General features: G+C 68.9%; 19 protein-coding genes and 1 pseudogene. 15 read left to right on the top strand and 5 right to left on the bottom strand.

Annotated features, from left to right (window positions below):
- Nucleotides 1-63: 63 nt before the first annotated feature.
- The 9 genes from A3OK_RS22430 (at nucleotide 64) to A3OK_RS22440 (ending at nucleotide 9,397) form a co-directional block, all read left to right on the top strand.
- The gene (locus A3OK_RS22430) at nucleotides 64-339 is read left to right on the top strand and encodes a hypothetical protein (RefSeq protein WP_019904211.1); all 276 of its coding nucleotides are present in this window, start codon (nucleotides 64-66) and stop codon (nucleotides 337-339) included.
- Complete coding sequence (locus A3OK_RS0106915; protein WP_019904212.1) at nucleotides 336-968, top strand: TetR/AcrR family transcriptional regulator; 633 nt, start codon at nucleotides 336-338, stop codon at nucleotides 966-968. Before A3OK_RS22430 ends, A3OK_RS0106915 begins: the two co-directional genes overlap by 4 nt.
- A gap of 5 nt (nucleotides 969-973) precedes the next feature.
- The gene (locus A3OK_RS0106920) at nucleotides 974-2,197 is read left to right on the top strand and encodes an efflux RND transporter periplasmic adaptor subunit (RefSeq protein WP_026597010.1); all 1,224 of its coding nucleotides are present in this window, start codon (nucleotides 974-976) and stop codon (nucleotides 2,195-2,197) included.
- Between the two features lie 45 nt (nucleotides 2,198-2,242).
- On the top strand, nucleotides 2,243-5,341 hold the full coding sequence (locus A3OK_RS0106925) for an efflux RND transporter permease subunit (protein WP_019904214.1): 3,099 nt from the start codon (nucleotides 2,243-2,245) through the stop codon (nucleotides 5,339-5,341).
- A gap of 272 nt (nucleotides 5,342-5,613) precedes the next feature.
- Nucleotides 5,614-5,892 (top strand): hypothetical protein, encoded by a 279-nt coding sequence (locus tag A3OK_RS22435; protein WP_019904215.1) that lies wholly within the window; start codon nucleotides 5,614-5,616, stop codon nucleotides 5,890-5,892.
- Nucleotides 5,893-5,944: 52 nt separating this feature from the next.
- Entirely contained in the window at nucleotides 5,945-7,024 is a 1,080-nt protein-coding gene (locus A3OK_RS0106935) for an ABC transporter substrate-binding protein (RefSeq protein WP_019904216.1), read from the top strand.
- A gap of 11 nt (nucleotides 7,025-7,035) precedes the next feature.
- The gene (locus A3OK_RS0106940; protein ID WP_019904217.1) at nucleotides 7,036-8,079 is read left to right on the top strand and encodes an ABC transporter permease subunit; all 1,044 of its coding nucleotides are present in this window, start codon (nucleotides 7,036-7,038) and stop codon (nucleotides 8,077-8,079) included.
- Entirely contained in the window at nucleotides 8,073-8,861 is a 789-nt protein-coding gene (locus tag A3OK_RS0106945) for an ABC transporter ATP-binding protein (RefSeq protein WP_019904218.1), read from the top strand. The genes A3OK_RS0106940 and A3OK_RS0106945 overlap by 7 nt, the downstream gene beginning before the upstream one ends.
- A 128-nt stretch (nucleotides 8,862-8,989) precedes the next feature.
- Nucleotides 8,990-9,397 carry a hypothetical protein gene (locus A3OK_RS22440; RefSeq protein ID WP_019904219.1) on the top strand — a complete coding sequence of 136 codons (408 nt, stop codon included), beginning with the start codon at nucleotides 8,990-8,992 and terminating at the stop codon, nucleotides 9,395-9,397.
- Nucleotides 9,398-9,495: 98 nt separating this feature from the next.
- On the opposite strand, the gene A3OK_RS0106955 is transcribed toward A3OK_RS22440, so the two are convergent.
- The gene (locus A3OK_RS0106955; RefSeq protein ID WP_019904220.1) at nucleotides 9,496-10,845 is read right to left on the bottom strand and encodes an LLM class flavin-dependent oxidoreductase; all 1,350 of its coding nucleotides are present in this window, start codon (nucleotides 10,843-10,845) and stop codon (nucleotides 9,496-9,498) included.
- A 45-nt stretch (nucleotides 10,846-10,890) separates the two neighbouring features.
- The gene (locus tag A3OK_RS0106960; protein ID WP_019904221.1) at nucleotides 10,891-12,108 is read right to left on the bottom strand and encodes an acyl-CoA dehydrogenase family protein; all 1,218 of its coding nucleotides are present in this window, start codon (nucleotides 12,106-12,108) and stop codon (nucleotides 10,891-10,893) included.
- A 356-nt stretch (nucleotides 12,109-12,464) separates the two neighbouring features.
- Here A3OK_RS0106960 and A3OK_RS0106965 point away from each other — a divergent pair, with 356 nt between their 5' ends.
- Together A3OK_RS0106965 and A3OK_RS0106970 are read left to right on the top strand one after the other, a co-directional pair.
- Nucleotides 12,465-13,862, top strand: coding sequence for an LLM class flavin-dependent oxidoreductase (locus tag A3OK_RS0106965; RefSeq protein ID WP_026597011.1), 1,398 nt, complete (start codon nucleotides 12,465-12,467; stop codon nucleotides 13,860-13,862).
- A gap of 41 nt (nucleotides 13,863-13,903) precedes the next feature.
- Complete coding sequence (locus tag A3OK_RS0106970) at nucleotides 13,904-14,704, top strand: MetQ/NlpA family ABC transporter substrate-binding protein (protein ID WP_019904223.1); 801 nt, start codon at nucleotides 13,904-13,906, stop codon at nucleotides 14,702-14,704.
- Between the two features lie 56 nt (nucleotides 14,705-14,760).
- On the opposite strand, the pseudogene A3OK_RS0106975 reads toward A3OK_RS0106970, so the two are convergent.
- Nucleotides 14,761-15,252, bottom strand: a pseudogene (locus A3OK_RS0106975) (LLM class flavin-dependent oxidoreductase); the annotation flags it as partial.
- Here A3OK_RS0106975 and A3OK_RS0106980 point away from each other — a divergent pair.
- Nucleotides 15,191-15,613 carry a MetQ/NlpA family ABC transporter substrate-binding protein gene (locus A3OK_RS0106980; RefSeq protein ID WP_245259325.1) on the top strand — a complete coding sequence of 141 codons (423 nt, stop codon included), beginning with the start codon at nucleotides 15,191-15,193 and terminating at the stop codon, nucleotides 15,611-15,613. The pseudogene A3OK_RS0106975 and the gene A3OK_RS0106980 overlap by 62 nt on opposite strands.
- Here the strand turns inward: A3OK_RS0106980 and A3OK_RS0106985 are convergent.
- Together A3OK_RS0106985 and soxC are read right to left on the bottom strand one after the other, a co-directional pair.
- Nucleotides 15,577-16,191: a cytochrome c gene (locus A3OK_RS0106985; protein WP_019904226.1), complete on the bottom strand. Its 615-nt coding sequence runs from the start codon at nucleotides 16,189-16,191 to the stop codon at nucleotides 15,577-15,579. The two genes, A3OK_RS0106980 and A3OK_RS0106985, sit on opposite strands and share 37 nt — an antisense overlap.
- Nucleotides 16,181-17,440, bottom strand: coding sequence for a sulfite dehydrogenase (gene soxC, locus A3OK_RS0106990; RefSeq protein WP_051092908.1), 1,260 nt, complete (start codon nucleotides 17,438-17,440; stop codon nucleotides 16,181-16,183). Before soxC ends, A3OK_RS0106985 begins: the two co-directional genes overlap by 11 nt.
- A gap of 469 nt (nucleotides 17,441-17,909) precedes the next feature.
- Between soxC and A3OK_RS0106995 the strand changes: the two genes are divergently transcribed.
- The 3 genes from A3OK_RS0106995 (at nucleotide 17,910) to A3OK_RS0107005 (ending at nucleotide 20,997) form a co-directional block, all read left to right on the top strand.
- The gene (locus A3OK_RS0106995) at nucleotides 17,910-19,034 is read left to right on the top strand and encodes a methionine ABC transporter ATP-binding protein (protein WP_019904228.1); all 1,125 of its coding nucleotides are present in this window, start codon (nucleotides 17,910-17,912) and stop codon (nucleotides 19,032-19,034) included.
- A complete protein-coding gene (locus A3OK_RS0107000; protein ID WP_026597012.1) occupies nucleotides 19,024-19,689 on the top strand; it encodes a methionine ABC transporter permease in 666 nt (221 codons plus the stop codon). The genes A3OK_RS0106995 and A3OK_RS0107000 overlap by 11 nt, the downstream gene beginning before the upstream one ends.
- Before the next feature lie 276 nt (nucleotides 19,690-19,965).
- Nucleotides 19,966-20,997: an ABC transporter substrate-binding protein gene (locus tag A3OK_RS0107005; RefSeq protein ID WP_019904230.1), complete on the top strand. Its 1,032-nt coding sequence runs from the start codon at nucleotides 19,966-19,968 to the stop codon at nucleotides 20,995-20,997.
- The last annotated feature ends 6 nt before the right edge of the window (nucleotides 20,998-21,003 follow it).

Here is a 21,003-nt window from a genome sequence, read left to right on the forward strand (position 1 = left end):
AATGAACATTCATTGACACATGAATGAACGTTCAATAGAGCTGCTGGCGGACAGGAGGCCGCGATGGCTGAGTTGGGCTGGTACGACGATGTCGACGCGCCGCGCGAACGGAGCGCCTCGCGCGTTTTGGCTTCGATCCGATCCGCATTCCGGCCTTCGAGCCTCCTGCCGGGGATTCTGATTCTCGTCGGCTGGCTCGCCTTCATCGGCTGGACCGGTGCGGGATCGGATGGCTGGCAGGCGCGGATCTGCGCCGATCCCTTCATGCAGGCCCGGTCTTGCGGCACGATCCAGCTGGAGGGGAGAATCCCCGTTTCCGGTGAGAGGTCCGCCTCGTGAGCGCCGGCGCGCTCGCCGAGCCGAGAGCCAGTCAGGCAACACGGCGGCAGGACATCCTCGACGCCGCCGAGATCTGCTTCGTCCGCAACGGCTTCCATCGCACCACGATGCAGGATCTCGCGCGCCAGGCCGGGATGACGGCCGGCAACATCTACCATTACTTCAAGTCGAAGGAGGCGGTCGTCTTCGGGCTCGCCGAGCATGAGCGCGCCCGTGGCGCCGCCCTCGTCGCGGAACTCGCCCGGGCCGGCGACCGGCGGGCGATCCTCACCGGCATCATCGCCCAGCATTTCGCGGAGATCCCGCGCGACGTCGCGGTGCTCCGGATCGACCTGTGGTCGGAAGCGACCCGCAACCCCGCCATCGCCACCATGCACGAGCGGTTCGAGGAGGAGGGACGTGCGTTCTTCATCGATCTGCTGGGCGGGCTCGCCACCTCGCCGGATTGCGACCCGGCCGCTCTGTACGAGACGATGGACGCCTTGATGAAGGGCATCATCGTCAACCGCGCCCTGGCGCCGAATTACGATTCCACCCTCGCCGTCGCCCAGCTCCATGCCGTCATCGATGCCGGCCTCGCGGGCCGGTTGTCGACCTCCTCCAGACCCGACCCCGAGGCGAGCCGATGAGAACGATCTCCAGGGCCGCCGCCCTCGCGCTTCCCGGCCTCTGCCTCTGCCTCGGGCTGCCGGCCCGCGCGGAAGTCGCCCCTGCCCCCGCGACCAAGCTGATGCCGGCCGTCACCGTGGTCGAGGCGAAGCGCCGCGAGATCGTCGAACAGGTCGTCGTCACCGGCACCCTCGTCCCCCGCGACGAGATCCTGGTGACGCCCGAGATCGAGGGCTACCGGGTCACCGAGGTGCTGGCCGAGGAGGGCATGCGCGTGGAGCGCGGTCAGGTCCTGGCGCGGCTCTCGCGCGACCTGATCGACCGGCAGATCGCCCAGCAGAACGCCCTCGTCGACAAGGCGAATGCCGCCGTGCCGCAGGCCCAGAGCAGTATCGAACAGGCCGAGGCCGCCGAGATGGAGGCACGCCTCTCTTTCGACCGGGCCAAGCAGCTCCTGACCAGCGGCAACGGCACGGCGGCGATCATGGAAGGACGCACCGCCACCCTGCGCCAGACGGAAGGCAAGCTCGCTTTCGCCCGCAACGGCCTCGTCATCGCCAGGGCCGAACTCGCCCAGGCGAAGGCCGTGCGCGACGAACTCGACCTGCGCCTCGCCCGCACCGAGATCCGCGCTCCCGAAGCCGGCATCGTCAGCCGCCGGACCGCCCGCGTCGGGATGGCGGCCTCGTCTTCCGCCGAGCCCCTGTTCCGGCTCATCGCCCGCGGTGAGATCGAGCTCGAAGGCGAGGTCATCGAGACCAAGCTGCCGCTTCTGCGGGAGGGCACGCCCGCCTCGATCGAGCTTTCCAACGGCGAGCCGGTGCGGGGCAGCGTCCGCGCCGTCTACCCGGAGGTCGACAAGGCGAGCCGTCTCGGCAAGGTCCGCGTCAGGCTCGATCCCGACCCGCGCCTGCGCATCGGCACTTTCGCCAGGGGCGCCATCGAGATCGCCCGGACCCGGGGCGTGACCGTGCCGCAGGCCTCGGTCCTCTATGGCGGCCCCAAGCGCAGCAGCGTCCTCGTCGTCTCGGACGGGACGGTGGAGGCGCGTGCCGTGCGCACCGGCCTGTCGGACGACGACGATATCGAGATCCGCACCGGCCTCAACGACGGCGAGGCCGTGGTCGCACGTGCCGGGAGCTTCCTGCGCGACGGCGACCGGGTCCGCGCCATCCCCGTCGCCGTGCCCGTCCCGGCCGTGGCGACCGCCCCCTCCCCGCGCGAATCCGCCGAGGCCGGCATCCCCTGAGGCCCGGACCGACCTCTCTCCTGTCTTCGAACGCGGATTGTCCCGATGCGCCTCAACGTCTCCGCCTGGGCGATCCGCAAGCCGATCGGCCCCCTCGTCCTGTTCCTCGTGCTGATCGTGCTCGGCCTCGTCAGCTTCCGGGGGCTGGCCGTCACGCGGATGCCGAATGTCGACGTGCCCATCGTCTCGGTGGCGATCACGCAGGCCGGCGCGGCCCCGTCCGAACTCCAGACCCAAGTGACGAAATGGGTCGAGGATTCCATCGCCGGCGTGCGCGGGGTGAAGCACATCACGTCTGCGATCACCGAGGGCTCGTCCGTCACCACGGTGGAGTTCCGCCTGGAGGTGAATACCGACCGCGCCGTCAACGACGTGAAGGACGCGATCTCGAAGATCCGCATCAACCTGCCGCGCACCATCGACGAGCCGGTGATCAGCCGCGTCGAGATCGCGGGCCTGCCGATCCTGATCTATGGCGTGAAGGCGCCGGCGATGACGCCCGCCGACCTGTCCTGGCTGGTGGAGGACAGAATCGCCCGCTCGCTCCAGGGAGTGAAGGGCGTCGGCGGCGTCGAGCGCGTCGGCGGCGTGGCGCGCGAGATGCGCGTCGTGCTCCAGCCCGACCGCCTGCTCGCCCTCGGCATCACCGCGGCGGACGTGAACCGGCAGCTGCGCCTCACCTCCGCCGACATGGCGGGCGGGCGCGGCGAGGTCGGCGGACGCGAGCAATCGATCCGCACGCTCGCCGCCTCGCGCACGTTGCGTGATCTCAAGGCGACGTCCATCGTCCTGCCGGGAGGACGCAAGGTTCGCCTCGACGACCTCGCTTTCGTGCAGGATGCCATCGAGGAGCCGCGCACCTTCGCCCGCTTCAACGGCGAACCGGTGGTCGCCTTCGCGGTCTCGCGCGGCTCGGGCGCCAGCGACGCCGAGGTGGCGGCGGGTGTCGAGAAGCGCATCGACGAGTTCCGCAAGACCTATCCGGACGTGGCGTTCGAGACCATCGATTCCTCGGTCTCGGCTACGATCGGCAGCTACGATTCCGCCATGCACACGCTGATCGAGGGCGCCGTCCTCGCCGTCATCGTCGTGTTCCTGTTCCTGCGCGACTGGCGCGCGACGCTGATCGCGGCGGTCGCCCTGCCGCTCTCGGTCTTCCCGACCTTCTGGGCGATGGACGCGCTGGGCTTCACCCTCAACGGCATCAGCCTTCTCGCGATCACGCTGGTCACCGGCATCCTCGTCGACGACGCCATCGTCGAGATCGAGAACATCGTCCGGCACATGCGGATGGGGAAATCCGCCTACCGCGCGGCGATCGACGGCGCCGACGAGATCGGGCTCGCGGTCATCGCCATCACCGCGACGTTGATCGCGGTGTTCGCGCCGGTCTCGTTCATGGGCGGCATCGCCGGGCGTTACTTCATCCAGTTCGGGCTCACCATCGCCGTCTCGGTCTTCATGTCGCTGCTGGTGGCGCGGCTGATCACGCCGATGCTCGCCGCCTATTTCCTGCGCGACCACGCCCATGCGGAAGAGCGCGAGGGATGGGTGATGCGCAGCTATGGCCGGCTCGTGGGCTGGTCCGTGCGCCACCGCGTCATCACCCTGATCGTCGGGCTCGGGCTGTTTGCCGGCTCGCTCGCCTCCACCGGATTACTGCCTTCCGGCTTCGTGCCGAAGCAGGACAATGCCCGCACCCTGTTCATGGTGGAACTCGCCCCCGGGGCGAAGCTCGCCGACACCGTTTCGGTCGCCGACCGCGTCGTCGAACGCATCCGCTCCCTGCCGGAAGTCACCTCGGTCTTCGTCGATGGCGGTCGTCAGGTCGGCGGCAAGAAGGAGACCCGGCTCGCCACCCTCATCGTCAACCTCACCCCGAAGAACACGCGCGCCAGGAAGCAGGCAGCGGTGGAGACGGAGATCTCGGCTCTTCTGGCGCAGGAGCCCGACATCCGCTCCTGGTCCCTGCGCGATTCCGGCCAGCGCGACCTCGCCCTGGTGGTCGGCGGTCCCGATGCCGACGTGGTCGCCGAGGTGGCGGCCCGGCTCCAGCGCGACATGGCCGCGATCCCGCACCTCGTCTCGGTGATGTCGACCGCGCCGCTCAACCGCACGGAGGTCCGCATTCGCCCGAAGGACGGTGCCGCCGCCGATCTCGGCGTCTCCACCGACACCATCGCGGAGACCGTCCGGGTCGGCACGATCGGCGATATCGGCCTGAATCTCGCCAAGTTCAACGCCGTCGACCGCCAGATCCCGATCCGCGTGCAATTGCCAGAGACGACGCGCGGCGCGGTCTCGCGGCTGGAGAACCTGAAGGTCCCGGCCAAGAACGGCACCGCCGTGCCCCTGGCCGCCGTGGCCGATATCGAGCTCGACCAGGGCCCCGGCGCCATCGAGCGCTACGACCGCGTGATCCGCGTCGCGATCGAGGCCAACATGGAGGGCTCGGACGCGCTGGGCTCCCTCATCGCCCAGGCCCTGGAAACGCCGACCGCGAAGAACCTGCCGCCGGGCGTCACCATCCGCCAGACCGGCGATGCCGAGATCATGGGCGAGGTCTTCTCCGGCTTCCTCCTGGCGATGGGGGCCGGGATCATGATGGTCTACGCCGTGCTGGTGCTGTTGTTCGGCTCGTTCCTGCAGCCGCTGACCATCCTGTTCTCGCTGCCGCTCTCCATCGGCGGCGCGATCCTCGGTCTCCTCATCCTCAACATGCCGATCTCGATGCCCGTGGTCATCGGCATCCTGATGCTGATGGGGCTGGTGACCAAGAACGCGATCATGCTGGTGGATTTCGCCGTCGAGGAGATGGCGCGCGGCGTCGACCGCGTCACCGCCATCGTCGATGCCGGCCGCAAGCGCGCGCGACCCATCGTGATGACGACCATCGCCATGGCCGCCGGCATGGTCCCCTCGGCGATGGCGCTCGGCATCGGCGGCGAGTTCCGCGCGCCCATGGCGGTGGCGGTGATCTCGGGCCTCATCGTCTCGACCCTGCTCTCCCTGGTCTTCGTGCCCGCCGTGTTCCTGCTGATGGACAGCCTCGGCAACCTCCTCGGGCGCGTGTTCGGACGCTTCGTCGGCGCCCGCGACGAGGCTGCCGCCGCGCCGATCTCCGGCCCCGCCGCCGCCCATTGATCCAGCCGCCGCTGCGGCGGCGAGATCAGGAACTTTCCCGAACGGTCCGGAGAGTGAGACGTCTCACCTTCCGATCGCTGGACATTTGGAAGCACATTTCGTGCGTCCGCGCCTATAGTCTCCCTCGTCATCAAGTCTATCGGCCGGTTGCCGATGCGAGGGCGAAATGAAGATCCCCTACCCCGAACACTTTCGCTGCTGTGACCGATGCTGTCTCGCCGATTTCGGCGGAGCTCATCATGGGGTGAACGTGGCGAACGGGGTTTACGGTCATGGGTTATCACGACGCGAGATTTGAAGTTGCAGGGTCCGGGAGCGCCGGGGCCTTCGCGGGCGCCATCGCGCAGCGCCATTTCCGGCGCGCCTATGGCGGGGCGGCGGTAGCCGCCGCCATCGAGAACGGGCTGATGCCCGAGGAACTGTCCGAAGTGCTCGGCGGACGCCGCGTCGTCGAAGCTTTCCCGGTCGATGGCGGCGAGAGCGTCGACGACTACGCCCACCGGGCCGTGGCCGAGATGATGGTCGCTTATCTCAGCTACGCCGCGGCCTGACGCCCGACATTTTATCCACGATGGCGGGCCGCGCGCGGCCCCGGAGACCACCATGACCGACGACCTGCTATCCCGACGCCGCCTGCTGGGAGCGGGTGCCGCCGTCGCGGCCGCTCTGCCCCTCGGCCTCACCGCGACCGCGGGACGTGCCTGGGCTCCCGGCCCCGCCGTGCCCTTCGATCCCGGCCCGCTCTGCGTTCCGGCGGCGGCGGCGGCGACCGAGACCGCGACCGGCCCGCTTCGGCCGGTCAAGCTCGCCTGGAACGCAAATGCCGTCTGCACGGCCGCCGCCCCCGTCGCCAAGGAGCGCGGCATCTTCGCGGCCCACGGTCTCGACGTGGAGTTCATCAATTTCGGCGGGTCCACCGAGGCCCTGCTGGAGGCGATCGCCACCGGCAAAGCCGATGCCGGCATCGGCATGGCGTTGCGCTGGCTGAAACCGCTCGAACAGGGGTTCGACGTCAAGATCACCGCCGGCCTCCATGGCGGCTGCCTCAGGCTGCTCGGCGCGAAATCCGCCGGCATCGGCGACATCGCTTCGCTGAAGGGCAAGACCATCGCGATCAGCGACCATGCGAGCCCGGCCAAGAACTTCTTCGCCCTGCTCCTGTCGGATGCCGGCATCGATCCCGACCGCGAGGTGGAGTGGCGGCAATACCCCGCCGACCTCCTCAACCTCGCCGTGGAGAAGGGCGAGGCCCAGGCCCTGGCCGATGCCGACCCGCGCACCTGGATCTGGCTGAAGGACCCGCGCTTCACGGAGGTCGCCACCAACCTGTCCGGCGCCTTCGCCGCGCGCTCCTGCTGCGTGGTGGCCCTGCGCGGCAGCCTGATCCGCAACGACCGGGCCGTGGCGACCGCCCTCACCCGCGCCGTGCTGGAAGGCGGCCACCGCGTCGCGGCCGACCCTGTCGATGCCGCCGGCATCTTCTCGAATTACGGCGGCAAGGGCTCGGTGGAGGATCTGGCGGCGATGCTGCGCAGCCATACCCACGATCACCGACCGGTGGGCGCGACCCTCAAGCAGGAGATCGCCCTCTACGGCGAGGAGCTGAAGCGCGTGAACGTCATCCGCCGCTCGACCGACACGGCGAAGTTCGCCGACCGGGTCTATGCCGACGTACTGAGCTGAGGGGTATCGCCATGGCAAGTTCCGTGACGGGCGCCTTGGGCGGCGGGCTCCGCGAGACCGCCGGGGCGAGGGCCGAATCCTCGATCGGGTCCGTATCCTGGGGACGCCTCGCCGGGCTCTGGTGGGTAGGCCTCCTTGCCGGCGCCGTCTGGCTCAACCTCGCGGCCCTCACCCTGGGCCTGCCGGAGAACGGCGATTTTCCCTATTCCGCGCCCTTCGGCTACGGCTCCGCGCTGGTCGGCGCGGCCCTGCTGCTGGCGAGCCCCCTCCTCCCGGTTCTCGGCCGGGTCGGTGCCCGCCTGCGCCATTGGGGGCCGTGGATCGTCGCGATCGGCCTCGGCTTCACCTCCTGGGAGCTGGTGACGGCGAAGCTCGAATGGCTGCCGATGCCGTTCTTCCCGCCGCCCCAGGCGATCCTCGAAGTCTTCGCCGAGGATTGGCCGAAACTCGGCGGCAGCATCGTCAATTCGATCATCCTCCTGTCCGGCGGCTACGCGATCGGTGCCGCCGCAGGCTTCGTGCTGGGCGTGGCGGTGGGATGGTCGCGCGCGACCGGCTACTGGGTCCACCCGATCCTGCGCTTCGTCGGGCCGCTGCCCGCCACCGCCTGGCTGCCGCTGGCCTTCTTCGTGTTCCCCTCGTCCGGGTCGGCGAGCACCTTCCTCGTGGCTCTGGCCACGGGCTTCCCGGTGACCGTGCTGACCTGGTCCGGGATCGCGGCGGCCAACAAATCCTATTACGACGTCGCCCGGACCCTCGGCGCCTCGCAGAGCTTCCTCATCCGCAAGGTCGCGATTCCGGCCGCCCTGCCCCATGTCTTCGTCGGCCTGTTCATGGGGCTCGGCGCCTCCTTCGCGGTCCTGGTCGTGGCCGAGATGCTGGGCGTGAAATCCGGCCTCGGCTGGTACCTGCAATGGGCGCAGGGTTGGGCGGCCTATGCCAACATGTACGCCGCCCTCATCGCCATGGCGCTGATGTGCTCGACGCTGATCACCCTGCTGTTCCGCCTGCGCGACCGCGTGCTGTCCTGGCAGAAGGGGCTGGTCCAATGGTAGCCGTTTCCCTCGAATCGCCGATCGACGCGCGCGATCGGGGCGGTGCCCTCACGGTCGCGGGCGTCTCCCACGCTTTCGACATCGGCGGCACGCGCCTGCCGGTCCTCGATGAGATCGACCTGTCCATCGCGCCGGGTTCCTTCGTCGCCCTGCTCGGCCCCTCGGGCTGTGGGAAGTCGACGCTGCTGCGCCTCGCCGCCGGGCTCGAAACGGCGGAATCCGGCACCCTCGCTCTCGACGGGGTACCGATCACCGGCCCCGATCCGGAGCGGCTCCTCGTGTTCCAGGACCCGACGCTCTATCCCTGGCGCACGGTGCGGGGCAACGTATCGCTGGGTCTCGAAGCGCGCGGCCTGCTGCGCCGGCATCGCCACCGGATCGACGAGGCGTTGGACCTCGTCGGGCTCACCGCCTTCGCCGAGGCCTATCCGCACCAGCTCTCCGGCGGCATGGCCCAGCGTACGGCCTTGGCCCGGGCGCTGGTCAACGATCCGAGCCTGCTCCTTCTCGACGAGCCCCTCGGCAAGCTCGATGCCCTCACCCGCCTCGCCATGCAGGGCGAACTCGTCCGACTCTGGCAGGAGAGCCGCTTCACCGCGCTCCTCGTCACCCACGATGTCGAGGAAGCGCTCATCCTCGCCCAACGGGTGATCGTCCTGAGCGACCGCCCGGCGCGCATCCGGACCGAGATCGCGGTGGACGCCCCCTATCCGCGTCGCCGCGACGACCCCACCCTCGTGAGCCTGCGCGGACGCATCCTCGACATTCTCGGCGAGCACTGACCGGTCGGTCCGGTGATGTCGTCCGTGGATGGCCGCCCGACCGGCTTTACTCGCCCGGCTCCGCTTTGCATGATCGGACTATCGTTACGGCCGAGGATCGGTCGGACGGGCCGCATGCGGAGGGCGCCATGAGCAACGGGTCGATCTCGGGCCGGAAAATGCCGCGGTCCATCCTCCTGTCCTCCCTCCTCCTGTCTTGCCTGCTGATCGTGTTCCTCCTGGTCTCGGGCGGCGCGGCCGAGGCCGGCTCCTGCGCCAAAGGCATCGACCGGATGCAGGCGCGCCTCGACCGCGCTCTGGAGGCCCGCGCGGCGGCCGGATCCTTCGCCCCCGAAAGCGCCCGCGCCACGCGCGGCGTGCAGCCGACCCCCGCCACCATCGCGGCGGCGGAGAGCCGTTACGATGGCTGGCCGGCCGGCAGACGCGCCGTCGCCGCGCTCAAGACGGCCCGCCGGGCGGAGGCGGCCGGCAAGCCGAGCACCTGCCGAACCGCGCTTCGCACGGCCGAGCGGGAGATCGCGCGGCCCCCGCGCTGAGGCGGTCGCCCACGTCGTCGTCCCGGTGAGTGGCCGGATTTCGAGCCGCCCTGCGCCTGGAGCCGGGCTTGGGGAAGCGCGTGACCAGAGCGCGGGCTTTATCCCGTCCGACGGGCGTGGCGGCGATGGAGAGGGCGGTCGAGGCCGAGATTCTCGCGCAGGGTGGTCCCCTCGTATTCCGTGCGGAACAGGCCGCGCCGCTGTAGTTCGGGGATCACCAGGGAGGCGAAATCATCGAGCCCGCCCGGCAGGGTCGGGGGCATGATGTTGAACCCGTCGGCGCCATGGGCCTCGAAGCGTTCCTGAAGGGCATCGGCGATCTGGGCGGGCGTCCCGATCAGGGTCCAGTGCCCGCGCGCTCCGGCGATGCGCAGGTAGAGTTCGCGGATGGTCAGGCCTTCGCGCCGGGCGATGGTGACGAGGAGGTCCTGCCGGCTCTTGCCGCCCTCGGTGCCCTTCGCCTCCGGAACCGGCGCGTCGTCGGGATAGCCGGAGAGGTCGAGCCCGGCGAGCTGTTCCAGGAGCGAGCGGCCGACCACGGGATGGATCAGCTCCTGCAGCGCGCCGTACTTGTCCTGGGCCTCGGCCTCGGAGCGGCCGACCACCGGAAAGGCGCCCGGCAGGATCTTGAGCGCGTCGGGCTCGCGACCGTGCCGGGCCATCCGGCCCTTCACGTCGGCGTAGAAGGCCGTGGCATCGTCCAGGGTGGCCTGGGCCGTGAAGATCACCTCGGCGGTGCGGGCCGCCAGCGCCTTCCCGGCCTCCGAGGAGCCGGCCTGCACCACCACCGGGTGCCCTTGCGGCGGACGGGGCACGTTGAGCGGCCCGCGCACGGAGAAATGCTCGCCCTCGTGCCCGAGCACGTGCAGCTTGGCCGGGTCGAAGAAGCGGCCCTCCTCGCGGTCGCGGACGAAGGCATCGTCCTCGAACGTGTCCCAGAGCCCGGCGACCACATCCACGAACTCCTCGGCGCGGGCATAGCGTCGGGCATGGGCGAGATGGCTGTCGCGGCTGAAATTATAGGCCTCGCGCGGGTCGGCCGAGGTGACGAGGTTCCAGCCCGCGCGGCCACCGCTGAGGTGGTCGAGGGAGGCGAATTTGCGCGCCACGTGGAACGGCTCGTTATAGGTCGTCGAGGCGGTAGCCACGAGGCCGATGCGTTGGGTCACGGCGGAGAGGTGGGAGAGCAGGGTCAGCGGCTCGAACTGCCCGACATAGCGGATCGCCGTGCGGCTCAGGGCGTCGATGTCGTCGCCCCGGATGCTGACGCCGTCGGCCAGGAACAGGAGGTCGAATTTCGCGGCCTCCGCCACTTCGGCGAGGCGACGGTAATGGGCCGGATCGACGCCCGCATCCGCCTGCGACGAAGGATGCCGCCACGCCGCGACGTGGTGGCCGCCCGGATAGAGGAAGGCGCCGAGCCGCATCTTGTCCCGACGGCGTGCCATGGCGGTATCCTTAGATCTGTCGTTCTTGAGGGTAGCGGCCGCGGGTCAGGCCGATCCGACCCGGTACTGGCGCGGCGCGGCGGTGCCGTTCACGGCGAAATCACCCACCGTGCGGTCGCGGTAGATCCGGGGATTGTGCGAGGCGATGGTGCGGGCGTTGCGCCAGTGCCGGTCGAGCCCGAGGCCGCTCTTCACCGCCGAGGCGCCGAGCGCGTCGAACAGGGTCGTGGTGGCTTCGAGGACGAGGTTCGTCACCACGCTCACCGCCTGGTTCACCTCGATATCGGCGATGCCCGCCGCATGGTCGGCCGATCCTCCCGCGCGATGCACCTCGTAGGTCCGCTGCAGCGAGTCCGCGGTCTTGAGGACGATGGCGCCCGCCGCATAGGCCGCGCCGCGAACGCGCCCGACCACCTGTTGCACCTGTGGGTCGTCGCCGGACCGGCCGCCATTGCCGTGGCTGTAGACACGCGTCCGCTCGGCCACGAGCTGCGCCACATCGAGGGCCGCCGAGCGGCCGATCCCCGCCAAAGTCGCCAGATGCACGAGCTGGAAGAAGGCCATGGCGTAGGGGAAGCGCTCCGGGTCGGGCTTGATCAGGTCGGGGCCGAGGAGGACATCCTGGAAGTTGGCCGTGCCGCTCGCGGTCAGCGCCTGACCGAATCCGTCCCAGTCATCGACGATCTCGACGCCCGGCGCCCGCACCGGCACGGCCGCGACCAGGGATGCGCCGGCCTCGTCCTGGGCCGAGACGTGGATCCAGTCGGCGAAGAGCGAGCCGGTGGTGTAGAATTTCCGGCCGTTGAGCAGCCATCGCCCGCCCTGCGGCCGCAGGATCGTGTCGAACTGCCCGACCTTCGCCTCGCCGGTCTCGGACACGCCGCTGCCGATGGTCTGGCGATCGCCGATCCGGCCGATCCAGCGCGCCCGCCATTCGGCGGAGGACGAGCACAACATGTCCTCGGTGAAGCCGAAATGCGCGCGCAGGGCATTGGTGACGTTGGGATCGGCCTGGGACAATTCGATGAGCAGGTTGAACAGCTCTGGCAGGCTCGTTCCGTGACCGCCCTCGCTGCGGGCGAGACGCAACGTGGTGAAGCCCGCCTGCTTCAGCCAGCCGATCTCGTCATGGGGCAGTCCACGCGCGAGGTCGCGGGGGATGGCGGTGGCGCGGATGCGGGCGAAGACCGGCCGGAAGCCGGCCGCGAGCTCCTCGTAGCCCGCACTCGGCCCTGCACCCCATCCCGCTTCCGTCTGAGACATTCAGCCGATCCCATCCACCCGATGCCGCGACGCCGACGGTCGCTGACCCGTCTCGAAAGCGCCCGGCACGGCATCGCCCGTGATCGGCAATCCACCCCTCGGAGGCAAGTATAAATCAATGGTTCGCACGTAATTGGAAGATATGACCTCGTCGTCATCTCATCAATGGATGATGTATTTCCGATCAGGTGAATTACAAAAAGATCATTCTCGTTGACCTGATCTCGTCTCCAACTACGCTTGCGACGATCGATGCCTCGCGGTTGGCGCGACATGATCGTGCGACATGCATGGTCGCGCGACATGCACAGAGTCCCGATCGCACCCCAAAGCTGCCCCGCATTGTCTGGATCGTCATGAGTACACGCCGCGAGTTGAGGCTGAACGCCTTCGAGATGGGAGCGCCGGGCCATACCTGGGCCGGCCTGTGGCGGCATCCGCGCGATACGGCGGCGCGGTACAATACCCTGGATTACTGGGTCTCCCTGGCCCGGACCGCCGAGCGTGGCCTGTTCGACGGGATCTTCCTCGCCGACGTGGTCGGGATCTACGACGTCTACGGCGCCAGCCCGGAGGCCGCCGTCGCCCGGGCGGCACAGGCGCCGAACCTCGATCCGTTCCTGCTCGTGCCCGCCATGGCCCATGCCACGACGCATCTCGGCTTCGGGGTGACGGCGAACCTCACCTACGAGCATCCCTACAGTTTCGCCCGGCGGGTCTCGACCCTCGATCACCTCACCGGCGGTCGGATCGGCTGGAACGTCGTCACCGGCTATCTCGAGAGCGGCGCGCGCGGGATGGGCCTGACGCAGGCCCGCGAGCACGATGCGCGCTACGATGCCGGCGAGGATTTCCTGGAGGCCGCCTACAAGCTCTGGGAGGGAAGCTGGGAGGACGGCGCGGCCTTGCGCGACCGCGCGGGCGGCCTGTTCACGCAGCCGGCCAAGGTTCACCGCGTCACCCATGACGGACCGAACTACCGGGTCGACGGGCAACACCTCAGCGAACCGTCGCCGCAGCGGACCCCCGTGCTCTACCAGGCCGGAGCCTCCTCACGCGGGCGCCTCTTCGCCGCCCGCCACGCCGAGAGCATCTTCCTGAACGGCCAGACCAGGGCGATCGCGGCGAGGGCGGTCCGCGGCACGCGACAGGCGGCGAAGGAGGCCGGCCGTGATCCGCACGATATCCGGATGTTCCTCGGGGCTACCGTGATCGTCGCGCCCACGCGGGCCGAGGCGCTCGACCTGCGCGACGAGTATGCGCAATATCTCGACGTTGAAGGCCAGCTCGCCCTCGTCTCGGGCTGGACCGGGATCGACCTGTCCGAGCTCGATCCCCATGAAGGGCTCGCCTACGTCAAGACCAACGCCATGCAGTCGTTGCTCGAGAACCTGACGCTTCCGGGCGAACGCCCCTTCACCCGCACCGACTTCGCCGAGTTCGGGCCGCGCGGCGCGCGGACGCCCTTCATCGTCGGCTCGCCCTCCGAGGTCGCCGACGAATTGCTGGCCTGGGCGGACGAGGCCGATATCGACGGCTTCAACCTCAACCGCGCCGTCGCGCCGGAGACGATCGAGTCCTTTGTCGATCTCGTCGTGCCCGAATTGCAGGAGCGCGGCGCGTTCAAGACCCGCTACCGCGAGGGCACGCTCCGCGAAAAGCTGTTTCCCGATGGCGGCGCCCATCTGAAGGCGACCCATCCGGGCGCCCGCTTCCGCCGGACCGGCGCCGAGGCTCGCGCCTCCGCCGCCTGACGCCGTCCTCCATTCTCCTTCCCCCGACAGCAGGCTCCACGATGCCCCCGTTCCGTGCCCGCCGCAGCCTCCTCGGCTTCGCGGCCCTCATGCTCGCCCTGGCGACCGGCCCCGCTTATGCCGAAAAGCCCCTGCGCATCGGCGCGACGCCTGGCCCCGTCGGGCAGACGCTGGCCTTTGCCGCCGATCTCGCCCGAAAACAGGGTCAGAATGTCGAGATCGTCGAGTTCACCGATTGGGTGACGCCCAACGAGGCGGTGGCCTCGGGCGATATCGACGCCAACCTGTTCCAGCACGTGCCCTACCTCCAGAGCGCCATCCGTGCCCGAGGCTACAAGCTTGTGCCGGTGGAGGGCGCCATGGTCCTGCCGGTCGGACTGTTCTCGAAGACGGTGACCAGCCTCGACAAAGTCCCCGATGGAGCCTCGGTGGCGATCGCCAACGATCCCGTCAACGCGGCGCGGGGGCTGCGCCTCCTCGAGACCGCCAAGCTCCTGACGTTGAAACCGGGGGTCGGCGACGAGGCCTCCGTCGCCGACATCGTCGCCAACCCGAAGCATCTGCGCATCCTCGAACTCGAAGCCGCGCAATTGCCGCGCGCCATGGACGACGTGACCCTGGCCCAGGTCAGCTTCACCTACCTGATCGCGGCCGGCGGCGACCCGAAGACCTCCCTCATCACCGATGGCGTCGGCGACCGGCGCTACACGCTCAGCTTCGTCGCCCGCCCCGACAATCGCGACGATCCGCGTCTCACCGCCTTCATCCGCAGCTTCCGCTCGGCGGAGGTGCGGGATTACATCGACCGGACCTACAAGGGCTTCCTCGAGCCGGTCTGGTAGCTGCGCGGGGAAGGAATGGCCCTTCCCCGATCCCCCGCCGGACACGGATCGGTCACTCAGGCCGAGATTGGGGCCGCCTCGGCCACGGCGTAGCGGCTCGCGGGCCGGTCCAGATCGAAATGATCCCGCAGGGTCGTGCCTGTATACTCGGTGCGGAACAGGCCGCGCTTCCGGAGGATCGGCACCACGGCGTCGACCAAGGTCTCCAACCCGTCCGGCAGCACGTCTGGCATCAGGTTGAAGCCATCGGCGGCGCCGGCCCGGAACCACGCTTCGATATCGTCTGCGACCTGCTCCGGGGTGCCGACGATGATGCGGTGGCCGACACCGCCACTGAGCGCCCGCAGAAGCTCGCGCACCGTCAGATTGTCCCGGCGCGCGAGGGCCACGGTGCCCTGGAACATGGTGTGATTGGCATTGGCCGGCAGCGACAGGGCATCCGGCAGGGGCTTGTCGAGGTCGAGCCGTTCGGGTTCGATCTGAAGCGTGCCCGCGAGGCTGTACTCCACCGGCACCAGCTCCCACAGCTCGTCCTGCCGGCGGCGCGCCATCCGCCTCCGGCCCGGCGGTGACGGCACCTTCGCCACGGCCGGCGACATCGCCGAGAACCCGAAATCCCTGCGCTTCGTCGAGGTGGCGCCGCCGCAACTGCCGCGCTCCCTCGACGACGTCGCCCTGGCGGTGATCAACGGCAACTACGCCCTCGAAGCCGGGCTCGACCCGGCCAGGGATTCCCTCGCGCTCGAGCGGGCGGAGGGCAACCCCTACGCCAACGTGCTCGTCACGACGCAGGCCCTGGCCCCGGACGCGCGCATCGTCCGGCTCTCATCCCTGCTGCAATCGACCCAGATCGCCGGCTTCATCTGCGAGCGCTATCGCGGTTCGGTGATCCGGGTGCGGGGCGCCTGACCGACGCGTGCGGGCACGGGAATGTCGGGCCGTTGATCGGCGGTGAAGCCGTCCCGGTTCGGCATCCGCACCGTCGGCAGCGAGGCGGCGTCGAGATCCGCCCCCTCCGGCAGGATGCCGTTGAGATGCAGGACATAGGCGCTGAGCGCGTAGGTCTCGTCGGCGCTCAGGGATTGCGGCGCGTCGTAGGGCATGGCGCGGCGAATGTAATCGAACAGGGTGGTGGCATAGGGCCAGAAGCTACCCACTGTCCGGACGGGCTTTCCCGTCGCGAGGCTGCCTTGGCCGCCGGCGAGCTTGTCCGCCGTGCCTCCTTCTCCGAGTGCTCCGTGGCAGGCGGCGCAGCGCGCGCCGAACAGCGCTTCCCCTTCGCGCACGCTGCCGTGGCCGGCCGGAAGCCCCTGCCCGTCGGCCCGCACGTCGATGTCCCAGGCCCCCAGGATGGCGGGAAGCGCCGGGCGCCCGATCCCCAATTGGCCGGTTCCGGTCCGTGCCAGGGAGACAGGCCCGGAGGGATCCGCCACGGCGGCCCCCGTCGCCATCAGGCAGGCGAGAAGACCGAGGCCGTTAAACCGCATGGCTCACGCCTCCCTCGGCGGCGATACGCCAGCCGGCAATCGCGTTGTTGTGGTAGAAGGATTGGGTGCCCCGGATCGAGACCAGCGTTTCGCGCGGCGGCTGGACGTAGCCCGTCTGGTCGGTCGCCCGGCTGAGGAGATGCGCGGGGCCGCCCTCCCAGCGCCAGGGTAGCCGGAACCGGGTGAGGCAGCGCGGCAGGATCGGTCCCTCGAGGGTGGTCGCCTGCCATCGCGTTCCGCCATCGGTCGAGACCTCGACGCCCGTGATCCGTCCGCGTCCCGTCCATGCGAGACCACGGATCTCATGGAAGCCGGGTGTGCGCAGCCGCTCGCCGCCGGATGGCGAGGTGATGACCGATTTGGCTTCCATCGCGAAGGTGAACTGGCGTGCCGAGCCATCCGGCATCAGGTCGGTGTATTTCGAGGTCTCCTCGCGCGTCTGGAACGGCTGGTCTCCGACCTTGAGCCGGCGCAGCCACTTGATGCTGAGGTTGCCCTCGACCCCCGGCACGAACAGCCGCAGCGGATAGCCCTGTTCCGGGCGGAGCCGCTCCCCGTTCTGGGCGTAGGCCAGGATCGCGCCGTCCCGCGCGAGGTCGAGGGGGATGCTCCGGGTCATGCCGGCCGCATCCGCCCCTTCCGCCAGGATCCACGCGGCCCCCGGCTTCACCCCGACCTCGTCGAGCAGGGTCGCCAGTTCGACACCGGTCCATTCGGCGCAGGAGAGGAGGCCGTGGCTTTCCTGGAGGGTCCAGCCCGGCTTGGCCCCGAGCCACGGCGTGTTGCCCGAGCATTCGAGAAAGTGGATGCGCGAGACCGAGGGCATCCGCACCAGATCCTCCATGGTGAGGATGAGGGGCCGTTCAACGAGGCCGTGGATCGCCAGCCGGTGGCGCTCCGGGTCGATGGCCGGCACACCGGCATGGTGGCGCTCGAAATGCAGGCCATTGGGCGTGATGATCCCATGGAGGTGCTGGAGCGGCGTGCCGGTGGAGGCGGCGCCCGGAAAGGTCGGCGGCGTCCGCGATCTGCGACCCAGATTTTCGTAAGGCGATGGCCGTCCATAGGGCGGCGATGCCACAGGCGCTCCGGGTGTACGGCTCCATTCCGGGACGGCCAGGGGATCGTCCGATTCCAGGCTCCGGGCGGCCGTCGCGATGCCGATCCCGCCCGCCGCGCCGCCGGCCAGCCGAAGGAAACCGCGCCGGCTCGATGACCGATGCGGTTCGCGCAATGTGTCAGACGACATGAAGACGGGGTCCGAATGGGCGCTCGGGGGAGAACGCGAAGCACAGGATCAAGGTTTGTGGCGACAGAGAAAGACGCTCGCAGCGCTATCGATCATCTTCATTGGACCGTATTCGGCGCTCGCGATCAACGGAATGGATTTCCGATTTCTTGTGAGAGTCCGACAGGGCTTTCCCCGAAACGCGTGTTTGGCAACGCGATTTTCCGGATCGAGCCCGGCCGGTCGGATGATGCCGAGATCTCCGTGCCTCGGGTGAGGCATGCCGCCCCGGCGCGGAACGGATCGTCGCCAGGACGATCGTTCCCTCGCAGCGCCATCGCGGGGATCGATCTTGTCCGATCGGCGAACAATTCGACAATCGATTCCATTGAACGCTCCAAGTATAGTCCATAAAAACGGAGCATAACCGATAATCATTCTGGTCGTTCCGCATCGTGAAAGCGCGTGCCGGGTCCACGAGGTTTGGTGAGTGCCTGCAATTCAGAACGAGCGCCGTGGCGATGCCGTCCCGCCATCGCCGGACGCGCTGATCCGTTTCGAGCGGGTGGCGAAAACCTACTCGACCCGTGACGGCGCCGGTGTCGCGGCGCTGAGCGAGATCGACCTGTCGGTGGCGGCCGGTTCGGTGCTGGGGGTGATCGGTCGGTCGGGTGCCGGAAAGTCGAGCCTGATCCGGCTCATCAACGGCCTGGAGCGCCCGAGTGCCGGCAGGATCCGGGTCGGGGATGCGGAGGTCTCGTCCCTCGATGAGCGCGCCCTGCGCCAGGTGCGACGCGGCATCGGCATGATCTTCCAGCATTTCAACCTGCTCTCGTCGCGCACCGCTTTCGGCAACATCGCCCTGCCCCTGGAGATCGAAGGGCGTGGCAAGGCCGCGATCCGCGCCCGCGTCGAGGAATTGCTGGCCCTGACCGGACTGGAAGACCAGCGCGACCGCTATCCCGCCGAACTGTCGGGCGGACAGAAGCAGCGCGTCGGCATCGCCCGCGCGCTGGCTACCGGACCGAGCGTCCTCCTCTCCGACGAGGCGACCTCCGCCCTCGACCCCGAGACCACCCGGTCGATCCTGGCGCTCCTGCGCCGCATCAATCGCGATCTCGGCCTCACCATCGTGCTCATCACCCACGAGATGTCGGTGATCCGCGCGGTGGCGGACCGCGTCGCCGTGCTGGAGGCGGGGCGCATCGTCGAGCAGGGCGACGTGTTCGAGGTCTTCACCCGGCCGCAGGCGGAGATGACGCGGACTTTGCTGGCGGGCGAGATGGGGTTGACGCTGCCGGCGGCGCTCAGCGCGCGGATCGAGGCCCGACCGGTCCCCGGCGCCGCCGCGATTCTGCGCATCGCCTTCCGCGGCGCTCACGCCAACGACCCGATCATCGCGCGCCTCGCGCGCGAGACCGGCATCGAGGCCAACATCCTGTCCGGCACCGTGGACGAGATCGCCGGACGACCCTTCGGCTCCCTGGCGGTCAGTCTGCCCGCGGGGCCGGATGTCGTCGCGCGGACGCGCGTCTTCCTCGATGCCCACGGGCTCGTCTCCGATCTCCTCGGCTACCTGCCGGCCCACAGCGTGGAGGATCGCCGTGTCGCCTGAGATGATCCGCCTGCTGCTCCAGGCCACGGGCGATACCCTCGCCATGGTGGCCGTGGCGGCCTTGCTCGGGACGCTGCTCGGCCTGCCTCTCGGCGTCTTCCTGGCGACGAGCCGGCGCGGGGAATTGCTCGCCGCGCCCTGGCTCAACGGCGTGCTGGGGCTCGTCGTCAACGCCACCCGCTCGACGCCCTTCATCATCCTGGTAGTGGCCATCATCCCGTTCACCCGGCTCGTCGCCGGTACCTCCATAGGGCTGTGGGCGGCCACGGTCCCGCTGACGGTGGCGGCAACGCCCTTCATCGCCCGCCTCGTGGAGGCGGCGATCCGCGAGGTCGATACCGGCCTCGTGGAGGCGGCGCGTGCCTTCGGCGCCGGTCCGTTCGCCATCATCCGCAAGGTGCTGATACCGGAGGCGCTTCCCGGCATCCTTCTCGGCCTGACCCTCGCGGTGGTGTCCCTGCTCGGCTACTCGGCCATGGTCGGCGCGGTGGGCGGCGGTGGCCTCGGCGATCTCGGCATCCGCTACGGCTACCAGCGCTTCCGCCCCGAGATGATGCTCGCCGTCGTCGTCGTGCTGATCATCCTGGTTCAGGCGGTCCAGACCATCGGCGAGCGTTTCGCCGCCCGCCTCAACCGGCGCGTCCGCCGGGCCTGATCCCATTGGCTAACGTCTCGTAAAACGAACGATCCGCGCTGCGCATCGGCCTTCGCTCTCTTCATGTCATCCGGCCAAAGCGTCATTATCGTTCGCGGCAAAGCAAAGAGCCGAATTATTTTAGCAAAAGTCCTGGTTTGGAGACGAATCGTCTCTCCGTGCTGTTCTATAAAGAGGACGATTTCATTGACGATGCGGTCTTCGGCGGGCAGATTTGCAGGCCTCTTCAAGTCCCGGCTTCAAGTCTCGGAGCCGAACTCTGCAACAGGCTTTTCCATGACCGACCGACGCCATCCCGTCTCGCGCCGGAAGGCCGTGGCTTTCCTCGGAGGGCTCGCGCTGTCCGTGGCGACCGTCGGCAATGTCGCCGCCAATGAAGGCCAACTGCGCATCGCCAAGCAATTCGGGGTGGTCTACCTGCTCCTCAACGTCGTCGAGGACCAGAAGCTCATCGAGAAGCACGGCAAGCAAGCGGGCCTCGACATCAAGGTGGAGTACGTCCAGCTGTCGGGCGGCCCGGCCGTCAACGATGCGCTGCTGTCGGGGAATATCGAGATCGCCGGTGCCGGTGTCGGCCCGCTCTTCACCCTGTGGGACCGCACGAGGGGCCGGCAGAACGTCAAGGGCGTCGCGTCCTTGGGCAATTTCCCGTATTACCTCGTGACCAACAATCCCGACGTGAAGACCATCGCCGACTTCACCGAGAAGGACCGCATCGCGCTGCCGGCGGTCGGCGTCTCGGTTCAGGCGCGGATTCTTCAGCTGGCCTCGGCCAAGCAATGGGGCGACAAGGAATTCGCCAGGCTCGACAAGATCAGCGTCGCCGTCCCGCATCCGGAAGCGGCGGCCGCGATCATCAAGGGCGGCACCGAGATTTCCGGTCATTTCGGCAACCCGCCGTTCCAGGAGCAGGAGCTCGCCGAGAACCCGAAGGCCCGGATCGTCCTCAATTCCTACGACGTTCAGGGCGGCCCGGCCTCCTCGACCGTGCTGTACGCCACCGACAAGTTCTACAAGAACAGCCCGAAGACCTACAAAGCCTTCCTCGACGCCCTCGACGATGCGGCGAAGTTCATCACCGAGAACCCCGAGAAGGCGGCCGAGATCTATCTTCGGATCAACAACAGCAAGCTCGACCCGGCGCTGTTGACCAAGATCATCACGAACCCGGCCGTGACCTTCAAGGTCACGCCCGAGAACACGATCGGGCTCGGCAAGTTCATGCACCGGGTCGGCGCGATCAAGGCGGAGCCGCTGGCGATAGGCGACTACTTCTTCGATGACCCGCGCATCAGCAGCGGCAGCTGAGCCTGC

This window comes from Methylobacterium sp. 77, from assembly GCF_000372825.1.
Lineage (GTDB): Bacteria > Pseudomonadota > Alphaproteobacteria > Rhizobiales > Beijerinckiaceae > Methylobacterium.